The organism is Streptomyces resistomycificus, from assembly GCF_001514265.1.
Classification (GTDB): Bacteria; Actinomycetota; Actinomycetes; order Streptomycetales; family Streptomycetaceae; genus Streptomyces; species Streptomyces resistomycificus.
This window is the reverse complement of sequence record NZ_KQ948991.1, coordinates 534,106-556,240: the sequence shown is the minus strand read 5'-3', so window position 1 is coordinate 556,240 and position 22,135 is coordinate 534,106. Positions and strand designations below refer to the sequence as shown.

General features: G+C 68.3%; 15 protein-coding genes. 12 read left to right on the top strand and 3 right to left on the bottom strand.

Features of this window, described 5'->3' with window-relative positions; genetic code table 11:
• Window positions 1–258 precede the first annotated feature (258 nt).
• From AQJ84_RS16965 to AQJ84_RS16955, 3 genes are all read left to right on the top strand, one after another.
• The gene (locus AQJ84_RS16965) at window positions 259–570 is read left to right on the top strand and encodes a hypothetical protein (RefSeq protein ID WP_030042244.1); all 312 of its coding nucleotides are present in this window, start codon (window positions 259–261) and stop codon (window positions 568–570) included.
• A gap of 178 nt (window positions 571–748) precedes the next feature.
• Window positions 749–1,870 (top strand): peptidoglycan bridge formation glycyltransferase FemX, encoded by a 1,122-nt coding sequence (gene femX / locus AQJ84_RS16960; protein WP_030042243.1) that lies wholly within the window; start codon window positions 749–751, stop codon window positions 1,868–1,870.
• A 74-nt stretch (window positions 1,871–1,944) separates the two neighbouring features.
• Entirely contained in the window at window positions 1,945–2,976 is a 1,032-nt protein-coding gene (locus tag AQJ84_RS16955) for an alanine racemase (protein ID WP_030042242.1), read from the top strand.
• Window positions 2,977–3,078: 102 nt separating this feature from the next.
• On the opposite strand, the gene AQJ84_RS16950 is transcribed toward AQJ84_RS16955, so the two are convergent.
• Window positions 3,079–4,608, bottom strand: a complete 1,530-nt coding sequence (locus tag AQJ84_RS16950; RefSeq protein WP_078632114.1) for a glycosyltransferase family 87 protein — start codon at window positions 4,606–4,608, stop codon at window positions 3,079–3,081.
• A gap of 100 nt (window positions 4,609–4,708) precedes the next feature.
• On the bottom strand, window positions 4,709–7,414 hold the full coding sequence (locus AQJ84_RS16945; protein WP_079022698.1) for a transglycosylase domain-containing protein: 2,706 nt from the start codon (window positions 7,412–7,414) through the stop codon (window positions 4,709–4,711).
• A gap of 374 nt (window positions 7,415–7,788) precedes the next feature.
• Here AQJ84_RS16945 and AQJ84_RS16940 point away from each other — a divergent pair, with 374 nt between their 5' ends.
• From AQJ84_RS16940 to AQJ84_RS16930, 3 genes are all read left to right on the top strand, one after another.
• Window positions 7,789–8,469, top strand: coding sequence for a PadR family transcriptional regulator (locus AQJ84_RS16940; protein WP_030042239.1), 681 nt, complete (start codon window positions 7,789–7,791; stop codon window positions 8,467–8,469).
• Between the two features lie 45 nt (window positions 8,470–8,514).
• A complete protein-coding gene (locus AQJ84_RS16935; protein ID WP_030042238.1) occupies window positions 8,515–9,597 on the top strand; it encodes an inositol-3-phosphate synthase in 1,083 nt (360 codons plus the stop codon).
• A 100-nt stretch (window positions 9,598–9,697) separates the two neighbouring features.
• On the top strand, window positions 9,698–10,960 hold the full coding sequence (locus AQJ84_RS16930; RefSeq protein WP_030042237.1) for an MFS transporter: 1,263 nt from the start codon (window positions 9,698–9,700) through the stop codon (window positions 10,958–10,960).
• Between the two features lie 111 nt (window positions 10,961–11,071).
• Here AQJ84_RS16930 and AQJ84_RS16925 read toward each other — a convergent pair whose 3' ends face one another.
• Window positions 11,072–12,514 (bottom strand): CCA tRNA nucleotidyltransferase, encoded by a 1,443-nt coding sequence (locus tag AQJ84_RS16925; RefSeq protein ID WP_030042236.1) that lies wholly within the window; start codon window positions 12,512–12,514, stop codon window positions 11,072–11,074.
• A gap of 256 nt (window positions 12,515–12,770) precedes the next feature.
• Between AQJ84_RS16925 and AQJ84_RS16920 the strand changes: the two genes are divergently transcribed.
• The 6 genes from AQJ84_RS16920 to trxB all read left to right on the top strand — a co-directional run bounded on the left by AQJ84_RS16920 (window position 12,771) and on the right by trxB (window position 22,117).
• On the top strand, window positions 12,771–15,164 hold the full coding sequence (locus tag AQJ84_RS16920) for a DUF6049 family protein (protein WP_053191938.1): 2,394 nt from the start codon (window positions 12,771–12,773) through the stop codon (window positions 15,162–15,164).
• A gap of 44 nt (window positions 15,165–15,208) precedes the next feature.
• Window positions 15,209–17,485, top strand: a complete 2,277-nt coding sequence (murJ, locus tag AQJ84_RS16915; protein ID WP_030042235.1) for a murein biosynthesis integral membrane protein MurJ — start codon at window positions 15,209–15,211, stop codon at window positions 17,483–17,485.
• A gap of 119 nt (window positions 17,486–17,604) precedes the next feature.
• On the top strand, window positions 17,605–19,296 hold the full coding sequence (locus tag AQJ84_RS16910; protein ID WP_053191936.1) for a protein kinase family protein: 1,692 nt from the start codon (window positions 17,605–17,607) through the stop codon (window positions 19,294–19,296).
• Window positions 19,297–19,316: 20 nt separating this feature from the next.
• On the top strand, window positions 19,317–20,042 hold the full coding sequence (gene sigM, locus AQJ84_RS16905; protein ID WP_030042233.1) for an RNA polymerase sigma factor SigM: 726 nt from the start codon (window positions 19,317–19,319) through the stop codon (window positions 20,040–20,042).
• Window positions 20,039–20,980 carry an anti-sigma factor family protein gene (locus AQJ84_RS16900; RefSeq protein ID WP_030042232.1) on the top strand — a complete coding sequence of 314 codons (942 nt, stop codon included), beginning with the start codon at window positions 20,039–20,041 and terminating at the stop codon, window positions 20,978–20,980. The genes sigM and AQJ84_RS16900 overlap by 4 nt, the downstream gene beginning before the upstream one ends.
• Window positions 20,981–21,148: 168 nt before the next feature.
• On the top strand, window positions 21,149–22,117 hold the full coding sequence (gene trxB / locus AQJ84_RS16895; RefSeq protein WP_030042231.1) for a thioredoxin-disulfide reductase: 969 nt from the start codon (window positions 21,149–21,151) through the stop codon (window positions 22,115–22,117).
• The last annotated feature ends 18 nt before the right edge of the window (window positions 22,118–22,135 follow it).

The following is a 22,135-nucleotide window of genomic DNA, read 5'->3' as shown; positions in this document are numbered from 1 at the left end:
CCCACCTCCTTTGGACTCAGCGGCCACGGTCGTTCCGTGGCAGGAGGGTTGTTATGCGTACGCCACGGTATCGGCCGCCACTGACAATCGGGGTTCCCCAAGGGGAGTCCCTGTCGTGACGTGGGCAGACACCGGTGCAGACGGTACAGAGTACCCGCACTGCGGCTTCCGGTTGAAATCCGGCCCCGATGACCGTCAGTCTGTACACATCGGGTGTGCATGGCGCTACGATGCGCCGTCTTCCGCAGGAGGTGCCCTATGGCACAGGCATTGCGACCCAACACCGCCGGAGGCCTTTTCGCCACGGACGGCAAGCCCCATCCCCTCCAGGACACGCTGCTCGCGGTGACGCTGGTGCTGGGCATCACGTCGTTCGTCACGGCGATGTTCCACAGCCTGCATCTGCTCAGCTCCTGGACCGGCCTGGTGGGGATCCTCACCGGGGCGTACGGGCAGTGGGTCTCGGAGACGACCCGTGAGCGCTTCGGGCTGATCCTCGGCCTGGGCGCCTCCGGAATCGGCTTCTTCCTCGGCATGGCGCACGGTGGTCTCTTCGGCGGGGTCTTCTGACGCCACGATCACACCCCACTGAACCCCTCACAACGCACAGCGGAACGCCTCGGCGGCCCACAGGCCGGGGCGAAGGTGCGTATGCCCAGTCGGGGCGCTCGAAAGGCGCAGTAGGCTTCGGCGCGAGAGCCGGAGCCCCTGTACCCATGGGGACACACCAGCCCGAGGAGCGCCCCGAATGAGCCTGACCCTGAGGACGATCAGCCGCGAGCAGCATCTGGCATACATCCAGAGCCTGCCCTCGGCGAGCCACATGCAGGTTCCGGCCTGGGCCGATGTCAAGGCGGAGTGGCGCTCCGAGAGCCTCGGCTGGTTCGACGACCGCACCGGCGAACTCGTCGGCGCGGGGCTCGTCCTCTACCGTCAGCTGCCCAAGATCAAGCGCTATCTCGCCTATTTGCCCGAGGGCCCGGTCATCAACTGGTTCGCGCCGAATCTGACCGAGTGGCTTGAACCGATGCTCGCGCACCTCAAGCACCAGGGCGCCTTCTCCGTGAAGATGGGCCCGCCGGTGATCATCCGGCGCTGGGAAGCGACCTCCATCAAACAGGGCATCCAGAACCCGGACGTGAAGCGGCTGCGCGACATCGAGGCCGACTTCATCGAGCCCCGTGCCTTCGAGGTCGCCGACAAGCTGCGCCGCATGGGCTGGCAGCAGGGTGAGGACGGGGGCGCCGGCTTCGGCGACGTGCAGCCCCGTTACGTCTTCCAGGTGCCGCTGGCCAACCGCTCTCTGGAAGAGGTCCACAAGAACTTCAACCAGCTGTGGCGCCGCAACATCAAGAAGGCCGAGAAGGCCGGTGTCGAGGTCGTCCAGGGCGGCTACCAGGACCTCGAGGAATGGCAGCGCCTGTACGAGATCACGGCGGTGCGCGACCACTTCCGGCCCCGGCCGCTGTCGTACTTCCAGCGCATGTGGACGGCTCTCAACACCGAGGACCCCAACCGCATGCGGCTGTACTTCGCCCGGCATGACGGCGTGAACCTGTCGGCGGCGACGATGCTGATCGTCGGGGGACACGTCTGGTACTCCTACGGCGCCTCCGACAACATCGGCCGTGAGGTCCGGCCCTCGAACGCGATGCAGTGGCGGATGCTCCGCGACGCATACGCCCTCGGCGGAACGGTCTACGACCTGCGGGGCATCTCCGACTCGCTGGACGAGACGGACCACCTCTTCGGCCTGATCCAGTTCAAGGTGGGCACGGGTGGCCAGGCCGCCGAGTACCTCGGCGAGTGGGACTTCCCGCTGAACAAGCTGCTCCACAAGGCGCTCGACATCTACATGTCGCGTCGCTGACGTCGCGTTCTTCGCTTCAATAGCTCCCATACCTCTGATACACCGCAGCCACCAGAAAGGTTCCAGGTCCGGCCATGGCGCTCACGCTCTACGTCGACACCGCGCGCTGGCGGGCGCACCACAAGCACGTGCAGGAGCAGTTCCCCGGGCTCGTCCCGGTCTGCAAGGGCAACGGCTACGGCTTCGGGCACGAGCGGCTGGCGGAGGAGGCCACGCGCCTGGGCTCGGACGTCCTCGCCGTCGGCACGACGTACGAGGCCGCCCGGATCAAGGACTGGTTCGGCGGTGACCTGCTGGTGCTGACGCCCTACCGGCGCGGCGAGGAGCCCGTCCCGCTGCCCGACCGGGTCATCCGGTCGGTGTCGTCGATCGACGGGGTGTACGGCCTTGTGGGCGCCCGCGTGGTCATCGAGGTGATGTCCTCGATGAAGCGGCACGGCATCAGCGAGCAGGACCTGCCACAGCTGCACGCCGCCATAGAGAACGTCCGCCTCGAGGGCTTCGCGATCCATCTGCCGCTGGACCGCACCGACGGCTCGGACGCCGTCGAGGAGGTCATCGGCTGGATGGACCGGCTGCGCGCGGCCCGGCTGCCGCTGCACACGATGTTCGTCAGTCACCTCAAGGCCGAGGACCTGGCGCGGCTGCAGCAGCAGTTCCCGCAGACCCGGTTCCGGGCCCGCATCGGCACGCGGCTGTGGCTCGGGGACCACGACGCGACCGAGTACCGCGGGGCGGTCCTGGACGTCACGCGAGTCACCAAGGGGGACCGCTTCGGCTACCGGCAACAGAAGGCGGCCTCGGACGGCTACCTGGTGGTCGTGGCGGGCGGTACGTCGCACGGAGTGGGCCTGGAGGCCCCCAAGGCGCTGCACGGCGTCATGCCGCGCGCCAAGGGCGTCGCCCGGGCCGGCCTCGCCACGGTCAACCGGAACCTTTCTCCTTTCGTCTGGGGCGGCAAGCAGCGCTGGTTCGCCGAGCCGCCGCACATGCAGGTCTCGATCCTGTTCGTGCCGTCCGACGCCCCGGAGCCGAAGGTCGGTGAGGAACTGGTGGCCCACCTGCGGCACACCACCACCCAGTTCGACCGCATCTTCGACCGCTGAGGACCGGCCCTCACCGTCCGCCGAGCGCAGCAGAGCAGCCGAAAGGCCGTACACGGAACGCCGTGTACGGCCTTTTGCGTGGTCGCGCCACGTTGCGTTCGCTCAGAGCGAACTGCTTGCGCTGCCTCCGGAAGGCTCCGCTGAGGACACAGTGCCCCACTCCACCTGAGGTCCCTCGAAGTGGGCGGCGTGACGCGGTGGATGGGCGGCCGGGCCGAGGACGAAGACGTCCTCCGCTCCGTCGAGCACGCCCCCTGACGGGTCGTCGTCCCCGGCCCGGCGCACCACGTCCCGCTCCGGCATGACGATGTCGCGTACGACGACCACGCACAGGTACAGCGTGCCCAGCAGGTGCAGGGCGATGGCCCAGTGGTAACCATCCGTCGGCAGACCCTTGTGGGCGTCGCCGCTGGTCGTGTACGCGAGGTACATCCAGATGCCCAGGAAGTACGCCACCTCGCAGGCCTGCCAGATCAGGAAGTCCCGCCACTTGGGCCGGGCCAGTGCGGCCAGCGGCACCAGCCAGAGGACGTACTGCGGCGAGTAGACCTTGTTGGTGAGGATGAACGCCGCGACGATCAGGAAGGCGAGCTGGGCGAAGCGCGGACGGCGCGGGGCGGTCAGCGTGAGGGCCGCGATGCCGGCGCAGCTCAGCAGCATCAACAGCGTGGCCATCGTGTTGACGGTCTCGGTGCTGGGCGGGTCGCTGGAGTTCTGCGACCAGATCAGCCAGAAGGAGCCGAAGTCGACGCCCCGCTCCTGGCTGAACGTGTAGAACTTCGACCAGCCTTCGAAGGCGAACAGCATCACCGGCAGGTTCACGACCAGCCACGCGACGATCGCGCCCGCCAGAGCCGTCCCGTACTCCCGCCACCTGCCCGCACGCCAGCACAACAGAAGCAACGGCCCGAGGAGCAGGAAGGGATAGAGCTTGGCGGCCGTGGCGAGCCCCAGCAGGACGCCGAAGGCCAGGGCGCGGCCCCGAGACCACATCAGCATCGCGGCGGCCGTCAGAGCGACCGCCAGCAGGTCCCAGTTGATGGTGGCGGTCAGCGCGGCGGCGGGCGCCAGAGCGACCAGCAGGCCGTCCCAGGGCCGGCGGGCGTGTGTCCGGGTCACGCAGGCGGCGATGACCGCGGCACACACCATCAGCATCCCGGCGTTGACCATCCAGTACCACTGTTCCTGGTCCTGGATGCTGCCGCTGCCGGGGGTGAGCCAGCTGGCGACCTCCATGAACACACCGGTCAGCACCGGGTACTCGAGGTACTGCATGTCGCCGGGGAGCTTGTCGAAGTAGGGCACGAGGCCGTCGGCGAAACCGCGCCCCTGGTACAGGTGCGGGATGTCCGAGTAGCACGCGTGCGTGTACTGCGAGCTGGCGCCGAAGAACCAGGCGCCGTTGTAACAGGGCGCCTTCTGGACCAGGCCGAGGGCGAACACGCCGATCGCCACTAGAGCGATGATCCGGACCGGACTCCACCACGACGAGCCGAGCAGGGCACGCCGGCCGATGGGACCACCGATCAGCTCACTGCCGCTTCTGGCGATCTCGTCGTCCTTGGTCGGCCGCACCGGGTCCGGCTCGTGGACGCTCGCTGGCGTCGATTCTGCACTGGGCATGCCGCACATCCTGCCGTACGTGCCTAGGAATACGCCGAGGGCCGCCGCACCTGGTGGGGTGCGGCGGCCCATGTTTCACGTGAAACACCCTTTGCGGGCGATATGGCGGCTAACCGGCTGGGCCTCCGAAGATGCCGCCGTTGTTGTTTCCGTTGTTTCCGTTCTCGCCTGTCGGCGTGACCGTGGGGGTGGACGTCACCCCCCCGTCGGTGCCTCCGTTGTCCGTCCCGCCATCGTCGGCTCCGGTGCACTGCCAGTCGAACTGGCAGGACTCGGTCGGCGTGGGCGAGGGAGACGTCTGACTCTCGCTGGGCGAAGGACTCGGCGTCGGACTGGCGCTCGCGGTCTCAGTGGGCGTGGGAGTGGGCGTCGGCGTCGGAACGTCGTTGACGATCTCACCGATGGGCTCCGGAGTCGGGAACGGCTCCGGCTTCGTTCCCTTCAGCGCCTGTTCCATGTAGTCGTGCCAGATCTCCGACGGGAACGAGGCGCCGTGGATCTTCTCCTGACCACCCGTGCCGAACATCTCCAGGAACTCACGGTTCTTCTTGGTCTCGTCGTCGTCCAGCCGGAACATGGCGATCGACGTGGACAGCTGCGGCGTGTAGCCCACGAACCAGGCGGACTTGTTGCCGTCGGTGGTACCGGTCTTGCCCGCCACCTCACGGTCGGACAGCTGGGCGTTGGTACCCGTGCCCTTCTCGACCACGGTCTTGAGGACGTCGGTGACGTTGTCGGCGACCTTCGCGTCGAAGGCCTGCGTGGTCTTGTCCTTGTGGGTGTAGATCGGGCCGTCCTTACCCGTGACCTTCGCCACCGAGAACGGCTCCCGCTGCTCGCCGCTGGCCGCGAACGTGGCGTACGCCCCCGCCATGCGGATCGCACTGGGGTCGGAGATGCCGATGGAGAAGGACGGGAAGCTGGTGCCCGCGAGGCTGTTCTCCTTGAGGCCGGCGTCCATGGCCGCCTCCTTGACCTTGTCCAGGCCGACATCCATGCCGAGCTGCACGAAGGCGGAGTTCACCGACTCCCGCATCGCCTCACGCAGGTCGATGTTGTACTTCGGCGGAGTGCCGTACGACTGCTGGCCGTCGTTCTCCTGCAGCCACTCCTTGCCTTCCTCGTTCTTCCAGATCGCTCCGTCATACGTCTTGATCTTGAGGTCGTTCTCGCCGCTGAACAGGCTCTTCGGGGAAACGACCGTGCGCTCGTCCTGTGCCTGGCTCTCGCCCAGGTCCGGATCGCGCACACCCCACTTCATCGCCGCCGCGAGCACGAACGGCTTGAAGGTCGAACCGACCTGGGCACCGGTCGCGTCGGCGTTGTTGGTGAAGTGCTTCGTCGCGTCCTCACCGCCGTAGATGGCCTTGATGGCACCCGTCGCCGGATCCACGGACGCGCCACCGAACTGGACGTACTTGTCCGTCTTCGGGCGCTCCTTGGGCTTGATGTTCGCCTTCCGAACCTTCTGGACCGACTTCTCGAGTTCGTCGACCTTCTTCTTGTCGAAGGTCGTGTAGATCGAGAGGCCACCCTGCTGCAGCCTGTCAGCGCTGACGATGTCGTTGTTGATCAGGTAGGCCTTGGCGAGATCGACGAGGTAGCCGACCTGGCCGCTCAGCTGGTTGTTCGACCGCGGGTTCTTCCAGTCGGGAAGCTTGGTGTACTTGGCCCGCACCGCGGGATCCAGATGCTTGTACTCGACCATCTTGTCGAGGGTGTCCTGCATCTGCCTCAGGGCCCGCTTGCTGTTGGCCTCGGGAGAGGCACCGGACGGGTCGATGGACGTCGAGCCCGCCGGGTCGTAGTACGTGGCGCCCTTGAGCATCGCGGCGAGGAAGGCGCACTGCCCCTCGTTCAGGTCGACGGCTTCCTTGTCGAAGTACGCGCGTGCGGCCGCCTGGATGCCGTAGGCACCGCGTCCGTAGTACGCGGAGTTCAGGTAGCCCTCCATGATGTCGTCCTTCGACAACTTGGCGCCGACCTTGACGGAGACGAAGATCTCCTTGAACTTCCGCGAGACGGTCTGGGACTGGTCGTTCAGCATCGCGTTCTTCACGTACTGCTGGGTGATGGTCGAGCCACCCTGCGTCTCGCCGCCCCTGGCCATGTTGAACACGGCGCGGGCGATGCCCTTGGGGTCGATGCCGCTGTCGGTCTCGAAGGTCTTGTTCTCCTGCGAGATGACGGCGTACTGCATCGCCTTGGGGATCTGCGTGAGGTTGATGTTCTGGCGGTTCGTCTCACCGCCCGTGGCGACCATCTCGGAGCCGTTGGCCCAGTAGTAGACGTTGTTCTGCGCGTTCGCGGTCTCGTCGACGTTGGGCACGCTCACGAGGGCGTAGCCGACACCCGCGACCGCGACCATGCCACCGAAGAAGCTGATGAACAGACCCGTCACCAGTTTCCACGACGGCACCCAGCGCGCCACGCCGTACTTGCCGGCGCGCGGGTAGTCGATGATCCGCTTCCTTCCGGGGTCGGCTCCCCGGCCCCGGCCGCGCCCGGGACCGGCCGCGCCTCCGGGACCACCCCGCCGACCACCCCGGCCGGCGGGTTCGGCCGCTCTGCGTCGGCCCCCACTGCTTCTCTGTGACGACCGGCGGGCCTCGGCTCGGCCGCCGTACGGACGTTCCTCGCCCCCCGGTCCATAGGAATCCGACTCATGGGAGCTCGCCCCATAGGAGTCGGAAGGAGATCCGGTGGCGCCTCGCGGTGCCGCGCGGCGGCCGGTGGACGAGCCGGACTGGCCGCGTCGGGCCGCGGCACGTCCGCCTCCCTGCGGCGGCGGCGGTTTGCGACGGTGCTCGCTCATCGAACGACTACTCCTCGGGCAGGCGCACCTTTGCGCGCCTGGAAACGGCAGCTGGTTTCCGGTCCCCCCGAAGTACGGATGCGCTCGGTTCCGCATTCACCCGTACTGCACCGAGGACGATGACGCCCCCCAGGCGTCACTCGGTTCCCGGTGGTGTGCATGGCGCACAGACTACGCACCGTCAAAACCCGCCGAGCCCAGAGGTTCCCCCCAAATCAGGCAACTTGCTTGCCATGAATCAGCGATGTGATCCCGTTCACCGTCCCCCCTCTTGTCGCATCCGGAAGGCCGTTCTATCGTCTTGATGTATCGAGTCGATACATCAGCGCGTCATAAAGACCGTCACGGCCCGTCCGCGGCAGAGAGGAGGCGACATGAGCCGGCGTTCCGGGATCCTTGAGTTCGCCGTCCTCGGCCTGCTCCGCGAGTCGCCGATGCACGGCTATGAGCTGCGCAAACGACTCAACACGTCACTGGGGGTGTTCCGCGCGTTCAGCTACGGAACGCTGTATCCCTGCCTCAAGACGCTGGTCGCGAACGGCTGGTTGATCGAAGAGCCGGGAAACACCACCGAGGACGCCCTCGCGGCACCACTCGCAGGGCGTCGCGCCAAGATCGTCTATCGGTTGACGGCGGAAGGTAAGGAACACTTCGAGGAACTCCTCTCGCAGACGGGGCCCGACGCGTACGAGGACGAGCACTTCGCTGCTCGCTTCGCCTTCTTCGGACAGACGTCTCGAGATGTGCGCATGCGCGTGCTCGAGGGCCGCCGCAGCCGCCTGGAGGAGCGCCTGGAGAAGATGCGCGCCTCGCTGGCGCGTACCCGGGAGCGCCTCGACGACTACACGCTTGAGCTCCAGCGCCACGGGATGGAGTCCGTGGAGCGCGAAGTGCGCTGGCTGAACGAGCTCATCGAGAGCGAGCGGGCGGGTCGGGACCTCAAGGGCCCCGGCCACGGAGAACCCGCTCGCGACACCACAGAGGGAGCGCCGGGCGTCCTGCCCCGGCCCGGGGACGTCCCCGGGCCGGATACGCCCGGCGACACCACCACGTGAGAGCCCCTGCCAGGGCCTCACTCGTACACACAGGGAGCAACCGGAATGGGTTCGGTGCGCGTAGCCATCGTCGGCGTGGGCAACTGCGCCGCGTCGCTGGTTCAGGGAGTCGAGTACTACAAGGACGCCGACCCGGCGTCCAAGGTCCCCGGCCTCATGCACGTTCAGTTCGGCGACTACCACGTCGGTGACGTCGAGTTCGTCGCCGCCTTCGACGTCGACGCGAAGAAGGTCGGCCTCGACCTCTCGGACGCCATCGGTGCCAGCGAGAACAACACCATCAAGATCTGTGACGTCCCGAACAAGGGCATCACGGTCCAGCGCGGCCACACCCTCGACGGTCTCGGCAAGTACTACCGCCAGACCATCGAGGAATCCGCCGAGGAGCCGGTGGACGTCGTCCAGGTCCTGAAGGACAAGGAGGTGGACGTCCTCGTCTGCTACCTGCCCGTCGGCTCCGAGGACGCGGCGAAGTTCTACGCCCAGTGCGCCATCGACGCCAAGGTCGCCTTCGTCAACGCTCTTCCGGTCTTCATCGCCGGCACCAAGGAGTGGGCGGACAAGTTCACCGAGGCCGGCGTCCCGATCGTCGGCGACGACATCAAGTCGCAGGTCGGCGCCACCATCACGCACCGCGTGATGGCGAAGCTGTTCGAGGACCGCGGTGTCCGTCTCGAGCGCACCATGCAGCTCAACGTAGGCGGCAACATGGACTTCAAGAACATGTTGGAGCGCGATCGCCTCGAGTCCAAGAAGATCTCGAAGACGCAGGCCGTCACCTCGCAGATCCCGGACCGCGACATGGGCGAGAAGAACGTTCACATCGGTCCCTCGGACTACGTGGCCTGGCTGGACGACCGCAAGTGGGCGTACGTCCGCCTCGAGGGCCGCGCCTTCGGTGACGTCCCGCTGAACCTGGAGTACAAGCTCGAGGTGTGGGACTCCCCGAACTCCGCCGGTGTCATCATCGACGCGCTGCGTGCCGCGAAGATCGCCAAGGACCGCGGCGTCGGCGGCCCCATCCTGTCGGCCTCCTCGTACTTCATGAAGTCCCCGCCGGTCCAGTACTTCGACGACGAGGCCTACGACAACGTCGAGAAGTTCATCAAGGGCGAGGTCGAGCGCTAGATCGACCCAGCGCTGCGCGCCGGAGCCTGCTCCTGCCAGGGCCTAGAGGGTCCCCGGGTTGTGCACCCGGGGACCCTCCCCGTATGTGAGGCTGTGCCCCATGTCCGTCGTGCGTGACCTGCGCGTCCTGCTCCACTACCGGAACTTCCGACGCCTGCTCGCCGTACGCCTGTTCTCCCAGGGCGCGGACGGCGTCTACCAGGTCGCGCTCGCCTCCTATGTCGTCTTCTCGCCCGAGAAGCAGACCTCGGCCACCGCGATCGCCTCCGCGATGGCGATCCTGTTGCTGCCGTACTCACTGGTTGGCCCCTTCGCCGGCGTCCTGCTCGACCGCTGGCGCCGCCGCCAGGTCTTTCTCTACGGCAACCTGGTGCGTGCCCTGATGGCGTCGGTGACCGCCGTCCTGATGGTCAGCCAGGTCCCCGACTGGCTCTTCTACGTCTCCGCCCTCTGCGTCACCGCCGTCAACCGCTTCGTCCTGGCCGGCCTGTCCGCAGCACTGCCCCGCGTCGTCGACGCGGATCGTCTGGTCGTCGCCAACTCCCTCTCGCCGACGGCCGGAACACTCGCCGCGACCGCGGGCGGCGGCCTCGCCTTCGTCGTACGGCTGGTGGTCGCGGACTCCGACGCTGCCGTGGTTCTGCTGGGATCCGCCCTGTATCTGTGCGGAGCGCTCGCATCGCTTCGCATGGCGCCGGAACTGCTGGGCCCTGACCGCGAGTTGGTACAGCCCAGGCTCACCTCGGCGCTGACCGGCACCACCCGCGACCTGGTGGCGGGGGTACGGCATCTCACCGCCCCCTCGCGCCGGGAAGCCGCCCGAGCGCTCGGCGCGATGACGCTGATGCGGTTCTGCTACGGCGCTCTGCTGGTGATGCTGCTGATGCTCTGCCGGTACGAGTTCTCCACCGAAACCGATGACGGACTCGCTCTGCTGGGGCTGGCGCTGGGGATCTCCGGCGCCGGCTTCTTCGCGGCGGCCGTAGTGACACCCTGGGCAGCCGGACGGCTCGGGCCCGGCAGGTGGATCGCCGTGTGCGCCGGCGCCGCGGCGATCCTGGAGCCCACCCTCGGTCTTCTGTTCGCCGTCGCCCCCATGCTGGCCGCCGCGTTCGTGCTGGGCCTGACCACACAGGGAGCGAAGATCGCCACGGACACGATCGTCCAGTCCTCCGTCGAGGACGGCTTCCGAGGTCGGGTCTTCTCTGTCTACGACGTCCTCTTCAACGTCGCATTCGTCGGCGCTGCGGCCGTGGCCGCCCTGATGCTGCCACCCGACGGCCGCTCAGTTCCGTTGGTGGTCACCATCGCCGTCATCTATGGAGCGGCCGCCGTCACGCCCACCCGCCATGAGCGCCGATAGGTTCACCGAGCCATGTTTCACGTGAAACACCGCCACTGATCGCACCCGAGATCATCCTCGGCGGGCGATCGGGGTCATGTTTCACGTGAAACATGACCCCGCCTCGCGGCTTCAGCTCTGCCCGGCCCACCATTCCTTGAGGGCGGCCACCGCCTCGTCGTGACCCATGGGCCCGTTCTCCAGACGAAGCTCCAGCATGTGCTTGTAGGCGCTGCCCACAGCGGGGCCGGGGCCGACACCGAGGATCTCCATGATCTGGTTGCCATCCAGGTCCGGTCGGATCGCGTCCAGCTCCTCCTGCTCCTGGAGCTGGGAAATCCGCTCCTCCAGACCGTCGTAGGCCCGTGACAGTGCGGCAGCCTTGCGCTTGTTCCGGGTCGTGCAGTCCGACCGCGTCAGCTTGTGGAGCCGCTCGAGAAGCGGTCCAGCGTCCCGGACATAGCGGCGGACCGCTGAGTCGGTCCACTCACCAGTGCCGTACCCGTGGAAGCGCAGGTGCAGCTCGACCAGGTGTGAGACGTCCTTCACCAGTTCGTTGGAGTACTTCAGCGCTGTCATGCGCTTCTTGGTCATCTTCGCTCCGACCACCTCGTGGTGGTGGAACGAGACCCGGCCGTCCTTCTCGAAGCGGCGCGTACGGGGCTTGCCGATGTCGTGCAGCAGCGCGGCCAGGCGGAGGGTCAGGTCGGGACCGTTCTCCTCCAGCGCGATCGCCTGCTCCAGGACGATCAACGAGTGCTCGTAGACGTCCTTGTGCCGGTGGTGCTCGTCACTCTCCAGCCGCAGGGCCGGCAGCTCGGGCAGGACATGGTCGGCGAGTCCGGTGTCCACCAACAGCGTCAGCCCCTTGCGGGGGTACGTGGAGAGGATCAGCTTGTTCAGCTCGTCCCGGACCCGCTCCGCCGAGACGATCTCGATGCGCCCCGACATCTCCTTCATGGCCGTGACGACCTCGGGGGCCACCTCGAAGTCGAGCTGAGCCGCGAAGCGTGCTGCGCGCATCATCCGCAAGGGGTCGTCCGAGAACGATGCCTCGGGAGTGCCCGGAGTGCGCAGTACACGGGCGGCGAGATCCTCGAGGCCGCCGTGCGGGTCGATGAACTCCTTCTTCGGCAGCGCGACGGCCATCGCGTTCACGGTGAAGTCACGCCGGACCAGGTCCTCCTCGATGGAGTCGCCGTACGACACCTCGGGCTTGCGGGAGGTCCGGTCGTACGCCTCCGACCGGTACGTGGTGACCTCGATCTGGTAACCGTCCTTTTGCGCCCCGACCGTACCGAAGGCGATCCCGACCTCCCAGACGGCGTCCGCCCACGGCCGAACGATCTTCAACACGTCCTGGGGGCGGGCGTCGGTCGTGAAGTCCAGGTCGTTGCCGAGCCGGCCGAGCAGCGCGTCCCGGACCGAGCCGCCGACCAGGGCGAGTGAGAACCCGGCGTCCTGGAAGCGGCGGGCGAGGTCGTCGGCGACAGGCGCTACCCGCAGCAGTTCACTGACCGCACGGTGCTGCACCTGACTCAGGGCACTGGAGTTGTCTTCGGTTGCGTTCGGCACAAAAGAAGAGGGTACGTGGCTCGGACCACCCTGAGCTCCTCCATTAAACGCGCACAGGCTCTCCACCCCGACCCGCACAAGGCCTGCCCTTGAGCCCCACACATGGGGCTCTCTTTATATGCGCACGTTCAGGACAGCACGACCCGTCCCCCGATCTTGTGGAGCAGTCCGCGGCACTTCCCCTCAGCGCGCATCGTTACCATGCGTGGACGCACATTCCGACGACCACTGACGATGACGAGGGACGGGCGAGCGCGTGGCCGAGGCGGCAGACTTCCAGGGGACGAGTGCCTCACCTGCCCGCCGCTTGCTGCGGCGCACCGGAGCCCTGCTCGCGGGGGCGCCTCTCCTTGCCGGCCTGTGCCAGCTGCCCGCCGCCACCCCCGCGGACGCCGTCGGCCAGACCTCCACGCAGGCCGTCGCGGCGTCGGGCACGGTGTCCGTGGCCGTCGACACCCTCAGCCCCGGCGCTCCCTCCGAGGGCGACACCCTGACCGTGTCGGGCACGGTGACCAACAACGGCAAGCAGGCCGTCACCGACGCCCACGTGGGCCTGCGGGTGGGGACCGAGCTGAACACCCGCTCGGCTGTCGACAGCGCCGCCAAGAGCAGCACCGACCTCCAGGCCGCCACCGGACCGGAAATCGGTGGAAAGTACGTAGAGAAGTTCTCCAAGCTGACTCCGGGCGTCGCCGAACACTTTTCCATCGCGGTGCCGGTCGACGAGCTCGACCTCGCCGGCAGCGGTGTCTACCCCTTCGCCGTGTCACTCTCCGGCCAGACCCCCGGACAGCCGTGGGAGCAGGTACTCGGCACGCAGAACACCTTCCTGCCGTGGCAGCCCGAAGAGGCCGACACGAAGACGAAGACGACGTACCTGTGGCCGCTCGTCTCCACCGTCCACATGACGGCGGAGACGGGATCGAACGAACAGCAGACGCCGGTCTTCCGCAACGACGACCTCGCCAAGGAGATCGCTCCGGGTGGCCGTCTGGACCGGCTGGTGTCGCTGGGCAAGGACCTCGACGTCACCTGGGCCGTCGACCCCGACCTGCTGGCGTCGGTCGACGCGATGACGACCACCTACCGCGTGAAATCGGGCGACACCACCAGGGCGGGCTCCCAGGAGAATCAGGAGATCGCCAACGAGTGGCTCACCGAGCTGCAGAACGCGGTGGCGGGCAAGGAGGTCGTCGCGCTGCCCTTCGCCGACCCGGACCTCGCCTCGCTCGCCCACAACGGCACGAGCGTGACCGGCTCCCTCAGCCACCTGAAGGAGGGCACGGACGTCGTGGCGAACACCGTGGAGACGATCCTCCATGTGAAACCGACCACTGACTTCGCCTGGCCCGTGGACGGTGCCGTCGACCCGTCCATCGTCAAGGTGGCCACCTCCGCGGGTGCCGACAAGGTGATCGCGCGCAGCGACAGCCTGCAGGAGACCAGCGGCCTGCCGTACACGCCCTCCGCGGCCCGCCCCATCGGCGGTGGCACCACCGCTGTGGTCGCCGACGCACGGCTGTCCACGGCCTTCCAGGGCGATCTGACGAGAGCGTCCGCCTCCACGCTCGCCGTGCAGCAGTTCCTTGCCCAGAGCCTCACGCTCAACCTTCAGACGGGCAGGCAACGCAGCATCGTCGTCGCCCCGCAGCGCATGCCCTCGGCCCGCCAGGCGCAGTCGATGGCCGAGGCCCTCACAGCCCTGCAGGACGGAAACTGGTCCGAGTCCCAGGACCTCACGGCGGCCGCCGGCGCCAAGCCGGATCCGCAGGCCACCACGAAGGTGCCGCCGACATCCAGGTACCCGGCCTCTCTGCGCAAGCAGGAGCTGCCGCGGGCGGCCTTCGAGCAGATCGCCGACACGCAGGAGAAGCTCGACAACTTCAAGGTGATCCTCGCCAACGAGTCCCGGGTGGTGACGCCCTTCGGCCGGGCCATGAACCGTGAGATGTCCACGTCCTGGCGCGGCCGGACCATGGAGGCGACCAGCTTCCGCGACGACGTGGAGACGTACCTCGACGAGCTGACCGACCAGGTCAGACTGATCGACAAGTCCCCGACCAAGCTCTCCGGACGCAGCGCCACGATCCCGGTGACCGTGCAGAACAACCTGGTGCAGGGCGTGGACCATCTGGTGCTGCGGCTCACCTCGCTGAGCCCGAAGCGTCTCGAGATCGGCGGCAGGCCCTACTTCGAGCAGCCGGTCGAGGTCTCCGGCGGCCACAGCCAGTCGGTGAAGTTCACCACCACGGCGAACGCCAACGGCCGCTCCACGGTGATCGCCCAGCTCTACACGGAGGACGGACAGCCGTACGGTGAGGCAGTCACCTTCGAAGTCAAGGTCACCGAGTTCACGGCGACAGTGATGCTGGTCATCGGCGGAGGTGTCCTCCTGCTCGTGCTGGCCGGCTTCCGGATGTACACGCAGCGCAAGCGGGCGGCCGCACGTGAGGCCGACCAGGACGGCCCCGACGGGGCGGACGAGGACGCAGCCGCGCCGGAGAACCCGGAGGCCGCCGAGGACCGTCTCAAGGATGAGAGCGGCACCCCGGCCCGGGCAGACGAGTCCGAGCAGCCGAGTGACCTGACACCGGACACCCCAGCGGAAAGCGCAGACCCGTCCGGCACGGGTGAGAGAGTGGACCGTTGAGGATGTCGTGGCCGGTGGGCCCGGGACGATGAGGTGGGGTAACCATGAACGCGCCGTACGACGGTGACCGCGGCCAGGCCGCGGGCAGCTCGGGGCACCCCGAGGGCCCGCAGCCCGAGGGTCAGGTACCGCCGCAGCCCCCCGCCGACATGTACCTCCAGGACGCCTACGACCAGGACCCCTACCAGGCACAGGATCTCTACGCCCAGGACCCGGTGGCCGAGGCGCTCTACGACCGCGCGGCGCACCCCCCGCCGGCCCCGGGCACGTACCCGCCGCAGCAGCCGCTGTACGCCCAGCCGCCCCAGTCCCCGTACGCCCCCGACCCGCGCGTGTGGGCGCAGACCCCCGCGCCGGAACCGGAGGGCCCCACCCAGTACCTGCCCTATGGCGACGACCCCCGCACCACCCAGTTCGTGGGCGTCGACGACCTGGTGACCCAGGCCGGTGAGCAGCGCCACGAACAGGACGCCTTCGCCCACCTCTTCCGGGACCAGCAGCAGAACGGCAACTACCAGCCGTACGAACCGCCGTCCGTGCCCAACCCGTCCCCGGCGCCGTCCGCCGGTCAGTATCCGGCGGCGACACCGCCCGCCCAGGGCCGGTACGAGGCGCCGGTGTCCCCTCCCGTGACCGAGGCTCCCGCTCCGGACGCTCCAGCCGCCGCGCAGGCTCCCGCCGCGAAGAAGAGTGGGAAGGCCGCCGGCCTGCTCAAGTCGAGCGCCGTCATGGCCGCGGGCACGATGGTCTCCCGCCTCACCGGCTTCATCCGCTCCGCTCTGATCGTCTCGGCCCTGGGCACGGCTTTCCTCGGTGACGCCTTCCAGGTGGCGTACCAGCTGCCGACGATGATCTACATCCTGACCGTGGGCGGCGGTCTGAACTCCGTCTTCGTACCGCAGCTCGTGCGCGCCATGAAGGACGACGACGACGGCGGTGAGGCGTACGCGAACCGGCTGCTGACCCTCGTCATGGTCGCGCTCGCGGCGCTCACCGCGATCGCCATGTTCGCGGCGCCGCTCCTGGTGCGCGCGCTGTCGAATCCCATCGCGACCAACCCGGCAGCCAACGACGTCGCCGTCACCTTCACCCGCTACTTCCTGCCCTCCATCTTCTTCATGGGCATTCACGTGGTGATGGGGCAGATCCTCAACGCCCGCGGCAGATTCGGCGCGATGATGTGGACCCCGGTCCTGAACAACATCGTGATCATCGTGACGCTGGGGATGTTCCTCTGGGTGTACGGCACCGCCGAGCACTCCGGCCTGAGCGTCACGAACATTCCGGCGGAAGGTCAACGGCTCCTCGGTGTCGGCATCCTGCTCGGGCTCGTGGTGCAGGCCCTCGCGATGATCCCGTACCTGCACGAGACCGGGTTCCGGATGCGGCTGCGCTTCGACTGGAAGGGCCACGGCCTGGGCAAGGCCGCGATGCTCGCGAAGTGGACCATCCTGTTCGTCCTCGCCAACCAGGCGGGCGCGCTCGTCGTCACCCAGCTGGCCACCGCGGCGGTCGCCGACACCAAGATCCCCGGCACCGGCTTCAGCGCCTACGCCAACGCCCAGCTCATCTGGGGCCTCCCGCAGGCCATCATCACGGTCTCCCTGATGGCCGCCCTGCTGCCGCGGATCTCGCGCTCGGCCGCGGAGGACGACGCCGGCGCCGTGCGTGACGACATCTCGCAGGGCCTGCGCACGACAGCGGTCGCGATCGTGCCCCTCGCCTTCGGCTTCCTCGCTCTCGGCATCCCGATGTGCACGCTGATCTTCGGATCCTCCGGCACGAGCGCCGCCACGAACATGGGGTACATGCTGATGGCCTTCGGCCTCGGCCTGATCCCCTACTCGGTGCAGTACGTCGTGCTGCGCGCCTTCTACGCGTACGAGGACACCCGGACCCCCTTCTACAACACGGTCATCGTGGCGGCCGTCAACGCCGCCGCCTCGGCCGCCTGTTACATCGTGCTGCCGGCCCGCTGGGCCGTGGTCGGCATGGCCGCCGCGTACGGTCTGGCGTACTCGATCGGCGTGGGCGTCGCCTGGCGACGGCTGCGCAAGCGGCTGGGCGGGGACCTCGACGGCGGGCGCGTCCTGCGTACTTACGCCCGCCTGTGCATCGCCTCGATTCCGGCGGCCCTGCTCAGCGGCGCCGCCTGCTACGGCATCGGACACTCACTCGGTCAGGGCGCCCTCGGGTCCTTCGCAGCGCTGATCGCCGGTGGGGCGGTACTGTTCGGGATCTTCTTCCTCGCGGCTCGCAAGATGCGTATCGAGGAGCTGAACTCACTGGTCGGCATGGTCCGCGGACGGCTGGGGCGCTGAGGCGGGGGTACGCGCACAACCATCGTCCGCCACCGTGTGTCGTGCATAGCGGCGGACTGTGGGCACAATTGGTTTCTGCGTCGCACGACGCGCAATGAATGGGGAGGCAGGGAACGACGGTGGCGGAACGGAGCACGGCTGCCGTCGACGTGGCAGACAACAGCGGTGACGAGCCGCTGACCGCCAAGGCGGACCAGTCCACGGCCGACGGGGTGGCCAAGAACCGGGAGCGGGACACGGAAGACGTCGAGGCACAGGGGAGTGGCGGGACCGAGAGTTCCGGGAAGGCCTCACCGCCGGAACTGCACAGCGGACACAAACTCGCCAGACGCTACCGGCTCGAGGAGTGCGTCACCCGTCTGGACGGATTCAGCAGTTGGCGAGCCGTGGACGAGAAACTGCGTCGCGCCGTCGGCGTCCACCTCCTGCCCGCCGACCACGCACGAGCCCGTTCGGTGCTGGCCGCCGCCCGCTCCTCCGCGTTGCTGGGTGATCCCCGCTTCGTCCAAGTCCTCGACGCAGTCGAGGAGAACGACCTCGTCTACGTCGTCCACGAGTGGCTGCCCGACGCCACCGAGCTGACGACCCTGCTCGCCGCCGGCCCGCTGGAGGTGTACGACGCCTACCAGTTGGTCAGCCAGATCTCCTCCGCCATGGCCGCCGCCCACCGCGAGGGTCTGGCCCATCTGCGCCTGAACCCCAACGCCGTGCTGCGCACGTCGACCGGACAGTGGCGCATCCGCGGCCTCGCCGTGAACGCCGCCCTGCGCGGTGTCACCTCCGAAACCCCGCAGCGTACGGACACGGAGGCGATCGGCGCCCTGCTGTACGCGGCCCTCACGCAGCGCTGGCCCTACGAGAGCGACGCGTACGGCCTGTCCGGGCTGCCCAAGGACATCGGCCTCATCGCACCCGACCAGGTGCGCGCCGGGGTCCACCGCGGCCTGTCCGAGCTGTCCATGCGGGCGCTCGCCAACGACGGTGCCACGGCGTCCCGTCACGAATCCCCGTGCACCACGCCCGAGGAGCTGGTGAAAGCCATCGGCGAGATGCCCCGCATCCGCCCGCCGGAGCCGGCGTTCACCGCCCCGCCGGACTACCAGCGCACGACGTACCAGCAGGGCACGTACGGCCGGCAGTCGCCCCATCCGGGCGTCACCCAGCCGGTGCCCACTCCTCCGTCCCCGTTGGAGAGCCGCACGGGCAGGGCGTTGAAGTGGGCCGTCTCGGGCCTGCTGATCGCCGCTCTGGGCCTCGGAAGCTGGCAGTTGGCGGACGCGCTCATGGACCAGGGCGGGAAGTCCGAGGAGACCAACCAGACGCAGACGACGGACGGGGGCGACAAGGCCCCGACGAAGCCGGCGAGCGCTCCGATCGCCATCAGGAGTGCCCAGGACTTCGACCCCTTCGGCGCCGACGGGTCCGAGAAGCCCGGCGACATAGGCAAGGTCTACGACAACTCGCCCACCACGTACTGGCAGACGGACTACTACCTGAGTTCCGACTTCGGGCGGCTGAAGTCCGGCGTCGGCGTCATCCTTGACCTCGGCAAGGTCCAGGAGGTCGGGAAGGTGACGGTGTCCTTCGTGGGCAACACATCCGTGGAGCTCCGCGCCGCTTCCGGTGACGAGGGTTCTCAGCCCACGTCCTTCGACGCCTACTCCAAGGTCACCGAAGGCAGTGGCACCACCGTGGCCCTCACCCCCGACAAGTCCCTCAAGTCCCGCTACCTTCTGGTCTGGCTGACCAAACTGCCGCAGATCGACGGCGAGTGGCGAGGTCGGGTCGCGGACATCAAGGTGACCAGCTGACGACGAGGGGAGGGGGCCCGATGGCAGATGGCACCGCGTACGGCGACACGAGCGATCGGGACCTCCTGGCCCGTCACGTCGAGGGCGATCCCGACGCCTTCGGTGAGCTCGTGCGCCGGCACCGCGACCGGCTCTGGGCCGTGGCCCTGCGGACCCTGGGGGACCGCGAGGAGGCCGCTGACGCCGTCCAGGACGCCCTGGTCTCCGCCTACCGGGCCGCCCACACCTTCCGGGGCCAGTCGGCCGTCACGACGTGGCTGCACCGGATCACGGTGAACGCCTGCCTCGATCGGGCCCGCAAGGCTGCCTCCCGCAAGACGTCTCCCGTCGACGACACCGAGCGCCTGGAGCAACTCCTGGAGCCGCACGAGTCGGCCTCGGCGCCCGCGGAACGCAACGACCTCCACCGTCAGCTGCTGGAGGCGCTCGGCACCCTCCCGCCCGACCAGCGGGCAGCTCTCGTCCTCGTCGACATGCAGGGCTACCCGGTAGCCGAGGCCGCTCGGGTGCTCGACGTGCCGACCGGCACGGTGAAGAGCCGCTGTGCCCGCGGCCGCGCCAGACTCCTGCCCCTGCTCAAGCATCTGCGGCCCGAAAACAGTGGTGTCGGCAAAGAAGAGGACGCGGGGCGGAACCGGACGCAGGGGACATCCGTCCCACCCGCAGCGGGACCCCCTCGTACGGGTCCGCCGGACACAGGTCCTAGTGATTCAGCCGCAGTGAAGGGCGGAGGTGGGCGAGCGTGACATCCACGACAGACACAGCCGGGCACCCGGATGTCGCGGAGATCTCCGACCTCACCGAAGGCCTTCTCACGCCGTCCCGGACCGCGGACGTACGGCGGCATCTGGACGAGTGTGAGCTCTGCGCCGACGTCCACGCCTCGCTGGAGGAGATCAGGGGGCTGCTCGGCACTCTGCCAGGCCCCCCGCGCATGCCCGCCGACGTCGCCGGACGGATCGACGCCGCCCTCGCCGCGGAAGCCCTGCTGCACGCCACAGCACCCGACGCCGTCGATGCACCGCTGGCGTCCGTCGCCGGCCCCACGACTACGAGCGTGACCGGTACGGACGACGACGCGCGTGTTTCACGTGAAACGTCAGCGACGGCGGACCGTCCCGTGGGTCGTGCCCGCACCTCGAACACAGGACCTGGCCGAAAGGATCGCCGGAAGAGCAACCGGCGCAGGGGCGTCGTCCTGGGCGCCGTGTTCACGGCCGCCGCGCTGGGCTTCGGCTCCGTGTTGCTGTCCTCGCTCAGCGACGGCAAGCCGCCGGGACCCGAGGCGCAGGGGCAGCAGTCCACCTCTGCGGACACCTTCTCCGAAAGCACCCTGGAGAAGGAGGTCTCCGATCTCCTTGCCAAGAGCAAGAGCGCGTCGAGCGGATCCCGCTCCCCGAACAGCCTGGGTATGGAGTCCGTCCCCGGGAGCGCCGCACCGAACAACAAGGTCCTGATCGATCCCTCGGTTCCCAGCTGTGTCCAGAAGGGCACCGGCCGCAGCGATGACGCGCTCGCGACAGCAGAGGGCATCTACAAGGGAACGGCCGCCATGCTCGTGGTGCTGCCGGACAACCCCGGCGGCACTCGGGTCACCGCCTACATCATGGACAAGACGTGTGTCACCGACCGCTCCGCCGGCCCTGCCAAGGTCCTGCTGAGGCAGTCCTACACACAGTACTGAGCCCGCACGCTTCGTCTCCTTCCTGCGTGGTATCCCGTACCGTGTCGCAACCCCGTGTGCCCGGACACAGCGGGAATGCGCGCCCCTTAGGATCCGTTGGGTGGGGTGAGAGTTCTGAAAGGAGCTCCCCCGGACCTACGACGCAGTCCAGAGACGAGGAACCAAGCCGTGAGCGACGTCCGAAACGTGATCATCATCGGCTCCGGGCCCGCCGGCTACACGGCGGCGCTCTACACCGCGCGCGCGTCGCTGAAGCCGCTGGTCTTCGAGGGCGCCGTCACCGCGGGTGGCGCGCTGATGAACACCACCGAGGTGGAGAACTTCCCCGGCTTCCAGGACGGCATCATGGGCCCGGAGCTCATGGACAACATGCGGGGCCAGGCCGAGCGCTTCGGCGCCGAGCTGATCCCGGACGATGTCGTCTCCGTCGACCTGACCGGAGAGATCAAGACCGTCACCGACACCGCGGGCACCATCCACAAGGCGAAGGCCGTCATCGTCACGACCGGCTCGCAGCACCGCAAGCTCGGCCTTCCGAACGAGGACGCCCTCTCCGGCCGCGGTGTCTCCTGGTGCGCCACCTGTGACGGGTTCTTCTTCAAGGACCAGGACATCGCCGTGATCGGCGGCGGCGACACCGCGATGGAGGAGGCCACCTTCCTCTCCCGCTTCGCCAAGTCCGTGACGATCGTCCACCGCCGCGACACCCTGCGCGCCTCCAAGGCGATGCAGGAGCGTGCCTTCGCCGACCCGAAGATCAAGTTCGTGTGGGACAGCGAGGTCGCCGAGGTCCAGGGCGACCAGAAGCTGGCCGGTCTGAAGCTGCGTAACCTCAAGACCGGCGAGCTCTCGGACCTCCCGGTGACCGGCCTGTTCATCGCGATCGGCCACGACCCGCGCACCGAGCTCTTCAAGGGCCAGCTGGACCTGGACGAGGAGGGCTACCTGAAGGTGGAGGCGCCCTCCACGCGGACGAACCTGACCGGTGTCTTCGCCGCCGGTGACGTGGTCGACCACACCTACCGCCAGGCGATCACCGCGGCCGGCACCGGCTGTTCCGCCGCCCTGGACGCCGAGCGCTTCCTCGCCGCCCTCGCGGACGAGGAGCAGGCCGAGCCTGAGAAGACCTCCGTCTGATCCCCCTCCCTCCCCCTC

What these genes read in the sequence shown, in the direction of transcription:
- AQJ84_RS16965 (WP_030042244.1), top strand. Translation starts at nt 259, where the DNA reads ATGGCACAGGCATTGCGACCCAACACCGCCGGAGGCCTTTTCGCCACG.
- femX (WP_030042243.1), top strand. Translation starts at nt 749, where the DNA reads ATGAGCCTGACCCTGAGGACGATCAGCCGCGAGCAGCATCTGGCATAC.
- AQJ84_RS16955 (WP_030042242.1), top strand. Translation starts at nt 1,945, where the DNA reads ATGGCGCTCACGCTCTACGTCGACACCGCGCGCTGGCGGGCGCACCAC.
- AQJ84_RS16950 (WP_078632114.1), bottom strand. Translation starts at nt 4,608, where the DNA reads ATGTGCGGCATGCCCAGTGCAGAATCGACGCCAGCGAGCGTCCACGAG.
- AQJ84_RS16945 (WP_079022698.1), bottom strand. Translation starts at nt 7,414, where the DNA reads ATGAGCGAGCACCGTCGCAAACCGCCGCCGCCGCAGGGAGGCGGACGT.
- AQJ84_RS16940 (WP_030042239.1), top strand. Translation starts at nt 7,789, where the DNA reads ATGAGCCGGCGTTCCGGGATCCTTGAGTTCGCCGTCCTCGGCCTGCTC.
- AQJ84_RS16935 (WP_030042238.1), top strand. Translation starts at nt 8,515, where the DNA reads ATGGGTTCGGTGCGCGTAGCCATCGTCGGCGTGGGCAACTGCGCCGCG.
- AQJ84_RS16930 (WP_030042237.1), top strand. Translation starts at nt 9,698, where the DNA reads ATGTCCGTCGTGCGTGACCTGCGCGTCCTGCTCCACTACCGGAACTTC.
- murJ (WP_030042235.1), top strand. Translation starts at nt 15,209, where the DNA reads ATGAACGCGCCGTACGACGGTGACCGCGGCCAGGCCGCGGGCAGCTCG.
- sigM (WP_030042233.1), top strand. Translation starts at nt 19,317, where the DNA reads ATGGCAGATGGCACCGCGTACGGCGACACGAGCGATCGGGACCTCCTG.